We start from the raw sequence: 12,007 nt of genomic DNA on the forward strand, positions 1-12,007 counted from the left end.
CGACCCGGGCACTCCCCCATCCCGCTGTCCACACAGGAATCGACCCATGACCGAACGAAAGAAAGCCCTCGTCACCGGTGCCGCCACCGGCATCGGACGTGCCGCCGTGCTGGCCCTGGCCCGCGCCGGCTTCGACGTCGCCCTCAACTACGGCTCCAGCGCCCGGGCCGCCGAGGCCACCGCGGCCGAGGCGCAGGCGCTCGGCGCGAAGACGCTGCTGCTGCAGTGCGACGTCAGCGACGACGCGGCGGTGCGCCGCATGATGGCGGCCATCGACGAGGCCTGGGGCCACCTCGATGCACTGGTGAGCAACGCCGGCACCACCGCGACCTGGAAGGTCAAGGACCTCGAGAGCCTGGACATGGCCGAGTGGGACCGCACCTTCGCGGTCAATGTGCGCGGCACCTTCCAGGTCGCGCGTGCGGCCGTGCCGCTGCTGCGCAAGGGCACGGATCCGGCCATCGTCAACACCGCCAGCATCGTCGGCCTGCGCCCGGGGCCGCAGCCGCTGCCCTATGCGGCCAGCAAGGCCGCGGTGGTCAACCTGACCAAGACGCTGGCCTGGAACCTCGGCCCCGACATCCGCGTGAACGCGGTGGCGCCGGGCTGGATGGAGGGCGACTGGATGGAACGCATGCTGGGCGAGAAGTACGACCAGCTGATGGGCGCCCGCGCCAAGGCCACGCCGCTCAAGCGCTGCGTCACCGCCGACGACGTGGCCGAGGTGATGCTCAACCTGCTGACGGCCAACCGCTTCGTGACCGGCGAGATCGTCGTCATCGACGGCGGCTTCACCGCCAGCACCTGAGCCCCCGCGCCGTCCCCCTGATTGCTGCCCTTGCTTGAGTGGAGTTTCAACATGCTCGATGGCTTCGTGCCTTTCCCCGCCGACTTCGCCCAGCGTTATCGCGAGCGTGGCCACTGGCGTGACCAGTCGCTGGCGCAGGAGTTCGCCGCGGTGTTCGAGACCTTCGGTCCGCGCACGGCGCTGATCGATGGCGAACGCCGCTGGACCTATGCCCAGCTCGACGCTGCCAGCGACAACCTGGCGCTCAACCTGCTTGACCTGGGGCTGCAGCCGCAGGACCGCGTGGTGCCGGCGCTGCCCAATGTGGCGGAGTTCGTGGTGCTCTACTTCGCGCTGCAGAAGCTGGGCGCCATCCCCATCGCCGCGCTGGTGACGCACCGCTACGCCGAGCTCAGCCAGTTCACCCGGCTGGCCCAGGCGCGCTGCGTGGTCTACCCGGCCGCGGTGCGCGAGCAGGGTGGCGAGTTCCGCTTCGCGCCGGTCATCGAGCGGGTCCAGGCCGAGAACCCCTGCCTGCAGCTGCGCCTGGTGCTGGGCGAGGCCGGTGCGGGCGAGCACTCGCTCATCGAGCTCATCGAGCGGCCGGCCACACGACCGGTGGCCACGCTGCGCCAGATCGGGATCGATCCGACCGCCCCGTGCATCTTCCAGCTCTCGGGGGGCACGACCGGCATCCCCAAGCTGATCCCGCGCACCAACAACGACTACGCCTACAACTCGAAGATCGCCGCCGAGGTGGCTGGCGTCGAGAGCGACTCGGTGCTGCTGCTGGTGCTGCCGATCGCGCACAACCTGCCGCTGGCCTGCCCGGGCATCCAGGGTTTCCTGTTCAAGGGCGCGACCGTGGTGCTGCACGCCAACACCCGGCCGGCCGAGATGTTCGCGCTGATCGCGCGGCACCGGGTCACGCACCTGAAGGTGGTGCCGGCGCTGCTGATCCGCCTGATCAACGATCCGGCCATCACCGGCTTCGACCTGACCTCGGTGCAGCAGATCCAGAGCGGGGGCCAGCGCATGCAGCCCGAGGTGCGCATCCGCACGCGCCAGCTGTTCGCCAACGCCTTCGTGCAGGAGAACTTCGGCATGAGCGAAGGCCTGCTGATGTTCGTGCGCAAGGGCGACCCCGAGGAGGTGCTGCTGGAGACCTGCGGCCGCCCGGTCTGCGCCGACGACGAGGTCCGGCTGATCGACGACGACGGCGCCGAGGTGCCCGAGGGCGAGGTCGGCGAGCTGGCCTGCCGCGGCCCGTACACGCTGCGCGGCTACTACGGCGTGCCCGAGTACAACGCCCGCCAGTTCACGCCCGACGGTTTCTACCGCAGCGGCGACCTGATGCGCCGCCACCCCTCGGGCAACTACGTCGTCGAGGGCCGCAAGAAGGACCTGATCAACCGCGGCGGCGAGAAGATCAGCGCCGAGGAGGTCGAGAACCTGATCCTGATGCACCCGGCGGTGCAGAACGTGGCCTGCGTGCCGATGCCCGATGCGGCGATGGGCGAGAAGATGTGCGCCTTCGTGATCCTGAAGGCCGGCGCGGCGCTGACGCTGCCCGAGCTGGTGGCCTTCCTGCAGACCCACGAGATCGCGCGCTTCAAGCTGCCCGAGCGGCTGGAGGTGCTGGCCGACTTCCCGGTGTCGACCTTCGGCAAGGTCTCCAAGAAGGCGCTCGGCGAGCAGATCGCCGCGCAACTGGCGGTGGAAGGGCGCTGACTCCACCCTTCGGCGCGGTGCGAGGTCCGGCAAGGCCTGGCCGTCCCCGACGGTTGGACCGCGCCACCCGTGCCCCGCATTCATTCAACCGCATACCCGACAACCCAACCAGGAGCCATCCCCATGCGCATCATCGACCTGCACTGCTACCCCGGCACCCAGACCTGGATCGACGCCCAGGGCCCCTACCCCGAGGCGCTGGCCACCTACTGGAAACGCGACTGGTCGGCCAAGTCCGAGGCCGACGTGATCGCCGAGTTCACCACCGCGGGCGTCGAGGCCTGCCTGGTGGCCCTCGACCTCGAGACCACCGTCGCCACCGTGCCCTGCGACAACGACTACGTGCACGCCATGTGGAAGCGCCACCCGCAACGCGTGATCCAGTGCTGGGGCGCGGTGGAGCCGGCCAAGGGTGAGGTCGCGATCCGCCAGGTGAAGAAGGCGGTGAAGGAACTGGGCTTCATCGGCTTCCATTTCCACCCGATCATGCAGCACTTCGCCGTCAACGACCGGCGCCACTACGACCTGTTCGAGGAGATCAACGCGCTGGGCGCGGCCGTGATGATCGACGTGGGCACGACCGGCATGGGCGCGGGCATGGCCGGCGGCCACGGGGCGCGCATCCGCCATGCCCACCCGGGCCACATCGATGACCTGGCCGCTGATTTCCCGAACCTGAAGATCATCATGGCTCACCCCGGCTGGCCCTGGGTCGACGAGACCACGGCCGTGGCGCTGCACAAGGGCAATGTGTACTGGGAGATGTCGGGCTGGGCGCCCAAGCACTTCCCGGGCAACCTCAAGGTCGACATCCGCGGCCGGCTGCAGGACAAGATCATGTTCGGCAGCGACTACCCGAGCCTGCCCTACGAACGCATCCTGCGCGAGTGGGGCGAGCTGGGTTACAGCGATGCGGTGATGGAGAAGGTCATGCACGGCAACGCCGAGCGGGTGCTGGGCCTCTGACTGGAGCTCGACATGGCCATCAACCTCCGTGCCCTCCGGCCGCTCCTGGGTGCTGCTGCGGTCCTGTCCGCCTGTGGCGGCAGCGACGGCGACACCGCCACGGCAGCGACCTACAGCGCTGCGCGCGACACCGTCACCGTCGCCTCGGGCGCCATCGCCGCGGCGGCCGAGTCCCAGTTCGGCCTGCGCGTCTTCAAGGCGATTCCCTTCGCCGCGCCGCCGGTGGGTGCGCTGCGCTGGAAGGCGCCGCAGCCGGTCGCCACCTGGAGCGGTGTGCGCCGCAGCGATGCCTTCTCCGCCGCCTGCCACCAGGGCAATCGTCCTTTCGGACTGCCTGGCTCCATCCTCTACCAGCAGACCGAGGCGCAGAGCGAGGACTGCCTGTACCTGAACGTGTGGACCGGCGCGGCCGCTGCCACCGAGAAACGCCCGGTGATGCTGCTGCTGCATGGCGGCGCCTACCAGCTCGGCGCAGGATCGCAGCCCAACTACAGCGGCGCGGGACTGGCCGCCAAGGGCGCGGTCGTCGTCACGATGAACTACCGGCTCGGGCCGCTCGGCTTCCTGGCGCACCCCGAGCTCAGCGCCGAGTCGCAGGACGGCGTGTCGGGCAACTACGCGCTGCTCGATGCGATCGCGGCGCTGAAATGGGTGCAGGCCAACATCGCCGCCTTCGGGGGCGATCCGGCCAATGTCACGCTGTACAGCGAGTCGGCTGGCGCGGGCCTGTCCAGCGTGCTGCTGGGCTCGCCGCTGGCCGCCAACCTGTTCCACCGCCTCGTGATCGAGAGCCTGGGCAGCCTGCCGGCCGGCACCGCCAACCCCACGCTGGCGCAGGCCGAAGCAGCGGGCAGCACCTACGCCGCGAACGTCGGCGCTGCTGACCTGGCTGCGCTGCGGGCCAAGACGCCGCAGCAGCTCATGGCCGGCGCTGGCTCCACCATCGCGCCGATCGTGGACGGCGTGGTCTGGCCCGACCAGCTCGATGTGCTGCTGGCACAAGGCAAGGTCCACGACGTGCCGATGCTGCTGGGCTGGAACGCCGACGAAGGCACGCCGTACCCGGCCTTCGCCACCACCCTGGCGGCCTACGAGGCGACGGCCACCGCGCGCTACGGCGCCATGGCGCCGCAGTTCAAGGCCGTCTACCCGGCTGCCACCGATGCCGACGTGCTGACCATGGCCTACCAGCCCATGCGCGACAGCCTGTTCGCCTGGCAACCGTGGACCCTGGCGCGCGCCCACGCGGCGCAGCGCCGGGCCAGCACCTTCGTCTACTTCTTCCACCGGCGCCCGGCCTACTACGCCGACCAGCGGTTTGCCGAGCAGGACCCGCCCTCGAACTACGGGGCCTACCATTCGCTGGAGCAGGTCTACCTCTACAACAACCTCGACCGCAGCGCGCCGCCCCGGCCCTACGACGCCACCGATCGCCGCCTGGCCGACGCCGCCTCGTCCTACCTCGTCAACTTCGCGCGCCACGGCGATCCCAACGGCAGCGGCCTCACCCCCTGGCCGACCTTCACCGGCGCCGACAGCCCGGTGATGGGCCTGGGCGACAGCATCGGGCCCGTGGCGGTGCCGTTCCGCCCGGCGCTGGACTTCTTCGACGCGTTCTACGCGCAGAAGCTGGGCCGGGCATTGCCCTTCTGAGCAAGGAACCTCACATGCATCACGTCTTCATCTGCGACGGCATCCGCACGCCGATCGGCCGCTACGGCGGCGCGCTGTCGGGCATCCGCACCGACGACCTCGGCGCGCTGCCGATCCAGGCGCTGATGGCACGCCATCCGGCACTCGACTGGGCGCGGCTGGAAGAGGTCTATTACGGCTGCGTCAACCAGGCCGGCGAGGACAACCGCAACGTCGCCCGCATGAGCGCGCTGCTGGCCGGCCTGCCGGTGACGGTGGCCGCGGCGACGGTGAACCGGCTGTGCGGCTCGGGGCTGGAGGCGATCGCCAGCGCGGCGCGTGGCATCGCGGTCGGGCAGCTCGATCTGGCGATCGCCGGTGGCGTGGAGAGCATGAGCCGCGCGCCGCTGGTGATGCCCAAGCCGACCAGCGCGTTCTCGCGCCACGCCGAGATCCACGACAGCACCATCGGCTGGCGTTTCGTCAACCCGAGCATGGACGCCCTGCACGGCACCGACGCGATGGGCGAGACGGCCGAGAACGTCGCCGACGAGCACGGCATCTCGCGTGCCGACCAGGATGCGTTCGCGTGGCGCAGCCAGCAGCGCGCGGCCCGGGCGATGGCGCAGGGGCTGCTCGACGTGGAGATCACGCCGGTCACGGTGCCCGGCCGCAAGAAGGGCGAGACGCATCAGGTGCGCCACGACGAACACCCTCGCGCCGACACCACGCTCGACACGCTGGCCGGCCTGAAGCCCGCGTTCCGCCGCAACGGCACGGTGACGGCGGGCAACTCGTCGGGCGTCAACGACGGTGCCGCCGCGCTGCTGCTGGCCAGCGAGGCGGGCGCCGCGCGGGCCGGGCTCGTGCCGCTGGCACGCGTGATCGGCTTTGCCACCGCCGGCGTCGCGCCGCGCGTGATGGGCTTCGGCCCGGTGCCGGCGGTGCACAAGCTGCTGGCGCAGACCAGGCTGGCGATCACCGACTTCGACGTCATCGAGCTCAACGAGGCCTTTGCCGCTCAGGGCCTGGCGGTGCTGCGCGCGCTCGGCCTGCCCGACGACGGTGAACACGTCAATCCGAACGGCGGCGCGATCGCCTACGGCCACCCGCTGGGCATGTCGGGCGTGCGGCTGGCGCTCACCGCGCTGCGGCAACTGCAGCGCACCGGCGGCCGACGCGCGCTGTGCACGATGTGCATCGGCGTGGGCCAGGGCATCGCGCTGGCGATCGAGCTTGTCTGAGCGCCGGCACGAGAAGACCACCTGCAACCACCACCGGATCATCCCATGAGCCACCCAACCACCGGGCAAGCCCCCATCCTGCTGGAGCGCCACGGCCACGTCGCCCTGCTCACGCTCAACCGACCCGAGACCCGCAACGCGCTCAGTGGCGAGGCGATGTTCGCCGCCTTCGAGCAGATCTTCGAGCAGCTCGACGCCGACCTGGACATCCGCGCGGCCGTGCTGACCGGCGCCGGCAGCGCCTTCTGCTCCGGCGGCAACGTGGCCGAGATGCGGGACCGCACCGGCATGTTCGGCGGCTCGCCCGAGCAGATCGCGGCCCACTACCGGGCCGGCATCCAGCGCATCCCGCGGGCCTTCCAGCGCCTGCAGGTGCCGATCATCGCGGCGGTCAACGGCGCGGCGATCGGCGCCGGCAACGACCTGGCGTGCATGTGCGACATCCGCGTCGCCGCCAGCACCGCGCGTTTCGCCGAGAGCTTCGTCAAGGTCGGCATCATCCCGGGCGACGGCGGCTGCTGGCTGCTGCCGCGCATCGTCGGCGCCTCGCGTGCGGCCGAACTGGCGCTGACCGGCGACACGATCGACGCGGCCGAGGCGCTGCGCATCGGCCTGGTCTCGCGTGTGGTCGCACCCGAAGCGCTGATGGACGAGGCCCTGGCGCTGGCCGGGCGCATCGCCGCCAACCCGCCGCAGGTGCTGCGCTGGACCAAGCAGCTGCTGCAGCAGGCCCGCACCAGCTCGCTCGACGAGGCGCTGGACGCCGCCGGCCGGCTGCAGGGCCGGGCGCACCACAGCGCCGACCACGCCGAGGCCGTCACGGCCTTCTTCGAGAAACGCCCGCCGGTGTTCACCGGTCGTTGAACGCCCAGCCAGGTGCCGATGCCATGACGATGACCGATCCCGTGTTGCTGGAAGACCGCCCTTGTGACGGTGTGGTGGTCGTGCGCCTGCACCGCCCCGCGCTGCTGAACGCGCTGAACCTGGTGCTGCGCCAGGCGCTGGCCGATGCCTTCACGCGGCTGGAGGCCGACCCCGCCGTGCGCGTGATCGTGCTGGCCGGGGGCGAACGGGCCTTCTGCGCCGGCGCCGACCTGCATGAATACGTCGAGGCCACGCCCGTCGAGATCATCGATCGGCAGATGGACCGGCTCTGGGGCGCGATCAGCCGCTGCCGCAAGCCGGTGATCGCCGCGGTGCGTGGCCATGCGCTGGGCGGCGGCTGCGAGCTGGCGATGCACGCCGACCTGATCGTCGCCGGCGACACCGCACGCTTCGGCCAGCCCGAGGTGCTGATCGGCCTGATGCCGGGTGGCGGCGCGACCCAGCGCCTGACGCGCGCGGTGGGCAAGTTCCGTGCGATGCGGATCCTGCTGGCCGGGGCGCCCTTCCAGGCCGCCGAGGCGCTGGCGATGGGCCTGGCCAGCGAGGTGGTGGCCGATGCCGAGGTCGAGCCGCGCGCGCTGGCACTGGCCGCGCAGCTCGCCGCCGGGCCGCAGCAGGCGCTGCAGTTCATCAAGGAGGCGGTGATCGAAGGCATGAACCTGCCGCTCGAGCAGGGCCTGCAGTTCGAGCGCAAGTCCTTCCAGCTGCTGTTTGCCACCGCGGACAAGGTCGAGGGCATCCGGGCCCGCCTCGACAAGCGGGCCGCGCGCTTCGAGCGCGACGCTCCCTGATCCGGTCGCGCGGGCCGGCCAGATCGCGCCCCCACTTTCCCCCCCACAGGAGACAAGACGCATGAAACGATTCTTCTTCCTGAGCACGGCCTGCCTGGGCGTGGCCGGCGCCGCCGCCGCGCAGTCCTCGGTGACGATCTATGGCGTGATCGACCAGACCGTCTCGCGCGTCAGCGGCGGCAGCTCGTCGCTCTACATGCCCCCGGCCATCGAGGCCAAGCACGACATGTGGGTGCTCAAGGCCGGCGACCCGTCGCGGCTGGGGTTCCGGGGCGTCGAGGACCTCGGCGGCGGCTGGTCGGCCGGCTTCCAGCTCGAGCACCGCCTGATGCCCGACACCGGCACGACCGACTCGCCGGGCGGCAGCACGTTCTGGCAAGGCCGCTCGCTGGTCTGGCTGCGCAGCGACCGGTTCGGCGAGGTCTTCGCCGGCCGGGACAACTTCGCCGCCTTCTTCAACGGCGTGCAGGCCGACCCCTTCCTGTTCGACTACGGCGTCGCGGCCCTGGGGCCCGATTTCACGCTGGCGCGCTACACCGTGGCCGGCGAAGGCGGCTCGCGGGTCAGCAACCAGGCGGGCTGGCGCAGTCCGCGCCTGGGCGGTGTCGCGCTGACGCTGAGCATGGCCGCCGGCGAAGGCAGCAGCACCGGGCGCCGTCGCAACGAAGGGCTCAACCTCAACTACCAGCAGGGCCCGCTCTACCTGGGCCTGGGCTGGGACCGTGGCGCCACCCTCGCCGGCGAAGACCGCAGCCTGATCAACGTCACGGCCAGTTATGTGCTGGGCAGCGTCAAGCTGTTCGGCAACATTGCACGCAGCCGCAACGAGGCGGCCACCACGCCGGCCGGCCAGCGCATCCGGGCCTACAACGCCGGCCTGACGGTGGCCGCCGGTGGCGGCCTGGTCAAGCTGGCGATCGGCCGCCTGGCCCCGCAGGGCGGCGCCAGCGATTCCACCAAGCTCGGCCTGGGCTACGAATACCCGCTGAGCAAGCGCACGGCGATCCGTGCGGCGCTGGCGACCGGCAAGACCGAAGGCCAGTCGCGCACCAACGGCTGCGAGGCCGGCCTGCGCGTGACGTTCTGAGTCGACGGCTGCAGGGAGCGGCCCGGACGGGATCGCTCCCTGCACGTCCGCCAACAGACGTCAGTCATGGAAATGGACTAACTGAACTTGCAAAACACCATGACCGAGTCGTCAAGACGGGATGGGCACGGTGGGCATGGCAGCAGTTAGTCCATTTTCATCGTGCATGCTGGATGGACGGGCCTCGGCATCCGGTCGACGCACGGCGCGTGATGGCGGGCGCCGGATCGAGCCGGCGTGCCGGGTGCCCGACGCCGGGCCGCCTCACCGGCCCAGCACCCCGGCGCGGAAATCCTCCACCGCCTGGAACAGCTGCGCCTGCGTGTTCATCACGAACGGGCCGTACTGCACGATGGGCTCGCCGAGCGGGCGCCCGGCGATCAGCAGGGCGCGTGCCGGTGCGTGCGCATGCAGCCGCACCCCGTCGCTGGCGGGCTCGTTCTTCAGGATGGCCATGCGCCCGGCCGGCACGGCCTGGCCAGCGATCCGCAGCTCGCCGCGGTAGACATGGACGAAGGCGTTGTGCCCCGCCGGCAGGGCCTGGGCCAGGTCGGCCCCGGCAGGCAGGTGCAGGTCGAGGTAGAGCGGTTCGGTGAACTCGCGCTGCACCGCCCCGTCCACGCCGTGGCTGCGACCGGCGATCACGCGCACCGTCACGCCCTCGGCGGTGATGAACTCGGGCAGCTGATCACTCTGGATGTCGCGGTACCAGGGCGCGCACATCTTGTCCTCGCCCCGCAGGTTCAGCCACAGCTGGAAACCTTCCATCGCTCCGGACTCCTGCTCCGGCAGCTCGGAGTGGATCACGCCGCGGCCGGCGGTCATCCACTGCACGCCGCCGTTCTGCAGCAGCCCCTCGTGACCGGCGCTGTCGCGGTGGCGCATGCGCCCGGCGATCATGTAGGTCACCGTCTCGAAGCCGCGGTGGGGGTGGTCGGGAAAACCGCCGATGTAGTCGTCGGGGTTGTCGGTGCCGAAGGCATCGAGCATCAGGAAGGGGTCGAGCCGGCGCTGCAGCGGCTGCGTCAGCACCCGCGTCAGCTTGACGCCGGCCCCGTCGGACGTCGCCGTGCCGGTGACCAGGCGCTCGACCTCCCGCGGCCGGTGCACGGTCTCGGGCTGCAGGACACGGGGGGCGAGGGTCTCGGTGCGGGGGGCCATGGTGATCTCCGGTGGGGTCTCGGGCGGGTGGACAGGCCGGGGCGGCCCGGGTGCTCAGGCGGCGACGGCCTGCTCGATCTGCTCGTGGGCCGAGGCCAGCGCCTGCTGCTCGGCGTCCGGCCCCATCGCCAGGCCCTCGGCGTAGATGAACTGCACGTCGGTCATGCCCAGGAAGGCCAGCACGTTCTGCAGATACGGCACCTGGGTGTCGGCCGGCGTGTTGCGGTAGAGCCCGCCACGCGTCAGCGCCACATAGACCTTCTTGCCCTTGAGCAGGCCCTCGGCGCCCCGCTCGGTGTACTGGAACGTGACCCGGGCCCGGGCGATCGCGTCGATCCAGTTCTTCAGCTGCGCGGGCACGCCGAAGTTGTACATCGGCACGCCCAGCACGAGCACGTCGGCGGCCTGGATCTCGGCGATCAGCGCATCGTCGAGGGCCACGCGGGCGACCTGCTGCGGCGTGCGCTGCTCGGCCGGCGTGAACAGGGCACCCAGCGCCGCCTCGTCGAGCTCGGGGTGCGGCGTGCGGCCCAGGTCCCGCACGGTGAGCGTGGTCGCGGCCGGCCCGGCCTGCAGCCGCTCGACGATGCGACGGGCCAGGCCCGACGAATGGGAAGCGGCGGCACGGGCGCTGGAATGGATCTGCAGGATGTTCATGGTGGACTCCGTCGGGGACAGGCAGTGGGGATGAGTCACTGTATCTGTGCCGAAATCAGCCCGGAAGACCTCGGAATGGATAACATTGTTCCACCAGAGGAACGATGGAGCGACCGACGATGCAGGTGGAACCCAACGATCTGCTGCTGTTCGCCCGGGTGGCGGATGCGGGCAGCTTCAGCCGCGCGGCCGAACGGGTCGGACTGCCGAAGTCGACCGTCTCGCGGCGCATCGCCGCGCTGGAAGCCCAGCTGGGCGAGCGGCTGCTGCTGCGCACCACCCGCCAGCTCAGCGTCACCGACTTCGGCCTCGCGGTGCTGGAACACGGCCACCAGGTCATGGCCGAGGTGGACGCGGCGGCCGCGCTGGCCCAGCACCGGCAGGTCGAGCCCTCCGGCCGGCTGCGGGTGTCCATGCCGGGCGACTTCGCCCACATGGTGCTGGGCCCGACGCTCGCGGGGTTCATCGCGCGCTACCCGGCCATCACGCTGGAGCTGGACCTGACGCCCCGGCGGGTCGACCTGATCGGCGAGAACTTCGACCTCGCCGTGCGCATGGGCGATCTGCCCGATGACGCCTCGATCGCCGCACGGCGCCTGGCGGTGTTCTCGCACAGCCTCTACGCGGCGCCCGCCTACCTGCAGCGGCACGGCACGCCCAGCGAGCCCGAGGCGCTGATGGAGCACGACACCCTGCGCCTGCTGACGCGCAACGCAGAGCCGCAGCCCTGGCTGCTCAGCCGTGGCGAGCAGCGCTGGCAAGGCATCCCGCCCGGTCGGGCGATCGCCAACTCGCCCGAGCTGCTGGTGCGCCTGGCCGCGGCCGGTGCGGGCATCGTCATCGTCGCGGATCATTTCGCGCTGCCGTCGGTGCGCAGCGGCGAGCTGGTGCGCATCCTGCCGGACTGGAACCTGCCCGCCACCAGCGCCTGGGCGGTCTTTCCGGGCCGGCGGCTGATGCCCGCGCGCACGCGGGTCTTCATCGAGGCGATGGACCGGCTGTTCGCCGGGCCGGACTGCCAGGCCGTCGAGGCCGAGGTGCAGGCGCGCCGGCGCTGAACGGCCCG

Annotated in this window: 11 protein-coding genes; 9 read left to right on the plus strand and 2 right to left on the minus strand. The window is 71.1% G+C overall.

Annotated features, from left to right (window positions below; genetic code table 11):
* The first annotated feature begins 46 nt into the window (after positions 1 to 46).
* The 8 genes from C7444_RS06505 to C7444_RS06540 all read left to right on the plus strand — a co-directional run bounded on the left by C7444_RS06505 (position 47) and on the right by C7444_RS06540 (position 9,123).
* Positions 47 to 808, plus strand: a complete 762-nt coding sequence (locus C7444_RS06505; protein WP_110400018.1) for an SDR family NAD(P)-dependent oxidoreductase — start codon at positions 47 to 49, stop codon at positions 806 to 808.
* Positions 809 to 859: 51 nt separating this feature from the next.
* The gene (locus C7444_RS06510) at positions 860 to 2,518 is read left to right on the plus strand and encodes a (2,3-dihydroxybenzoyl)adenylate synthase (protein ID WP_110400019.1); all 1,659 of its coding nucleotides are present in this window, start codon (positions 860 to 862) and stop codon (positions 2,516 to 2,518) included.
* A 123-nt stretch (positions 2,519 to 2,641) separates the two neighbouring features.
* Positions 2,642 to 3,484 (plus strand): amidohydrolase family protein, encoded by an 843-nt coding sequence (locus tag C7444_RS06515; RefSeq protein WP_110400020.1) that lies wholly within the window; start codon positions 2,642 to 2,644, stop codon positions 3,482 to 3,484.
* Positions 3,485 to 3,496: 12 nt separating this feature from the next.
* A complete protein-coding gene (locus tag C7444_RS06520; RefSeq protein WP_110400021.1) occupies positions 3,497 to 5,137 on the plus strand; it encodes a carboxylesterase/lipase family protein in 1,641 nt (546 codons plus the stop codon).
* Between the two features lie 14 nt (positions 5,138 to 5,151).
* Positions 5,152 to 6,360, plus strand: a complete 1,209-nt coding sequence (gene pcaF / locus C7444_RS06525; RefSeq protein WP_110400022.1) for a 3-oxoadipyl-CoA thiolase — start codon at positions 5,152 to 5,154, stop codon at positions 6,358 to 6,360.
* Between the two features lie 45 nt (positions 6,361 to 6,405).
* A complete protein-coding gene (locus C7444_RS06530) occupies positions 6,406 to 7,224 on the plus strand; it encodes a crotonase/enoyl-CoA hydratase family protein (protein ID WP_110400023.1) in 819 nt (272 codons plus the stop codon).
* 23 nt (positions 7,225 to 7,247) lie between these two features.
* Positions 7,248 to 8,036, plus strand: a complete 789-nt coding sequence (locus C7444_RS06535) for an enoyl-CoA hydratase-related protein (protein ID WP_245909427.1) — start codon at positions 7,248 to 7,250, stop codon at positions 8,034 to 8,036.
* A gap of 61 nt (positions 8,037 to 8,097) precedes the next feature.
* Positions 8,098 to 9,123, plus strand: coding sequence for a porin (locus C7444_RS06540; protein ID WP_110400024.1), 1,026 nt, complete (start codon positions 8,098 to 8,100; stop codon positions 9,121 to 9,123).
* A gap of 264 nt (positions 9,124 to 9,387) precedes the next feature.
* On the opposite strand, the gene C7444_RS06545 is transcribed toward C7444_RS06540, so the two are convergent.
* Both C7444_RS06545 and C7444_RS06550 read right to left on the minus strand, forming a co-directional pair.
* Positions 9,388 to 10,284, minus strand: a complete 897-nt coding sequence (locus tag C7444_RS06545; protein ID WP_110400025.1) for a pirin family protein — start codon at positions 10,282 to 10,284, stop codon at positions 9,388 to 9,390.
* A gap of 54 nt (positions 10,285 to 10,338) precedes the next feature.
* Positions 10,339 to 10,941 (minus strand): FMN-dependent NADH-azoreductase, encoded by a 603-nt coding sequence (locus C7444_RS06550; RefSeq protein ID WP_110400026.1) that lies wholly within the window; start codon positions 10,939 to 10,941, stop codon positions 10,339 to 10,341.
* 119 nt (positions 10,942 to 11,060) lie between these two features.
* Here C7444_RS06550 and C7444_RS06555 point away from each other — a divergent pair, with 119 nt between their 5' ends.
* Complete coding sequence (locus tag C7444_RS06555) at positions 11,061 to 11,999, plus strand: LysR family transcriptional regulator (RefSeq protein WP_110400027.1); 939 nt, start codon at positions 11,061 to 11,063, stop codon at positions 11,997 to 11,999.
* Positions 12,000 to 12,007: the final 8 nt, after the last annotated feature.

This window comes from Sphaerotilus hippei (assembly GCF_003201595.1).
GTDB classification, from domain to species: domain Bacteria; phylum Pseudomonadota; class Gammaproteobacteria; order Burkholderiales; family Burkholderiaceae_C; genus Sphaerotilus; species Sphaerotilus hippei.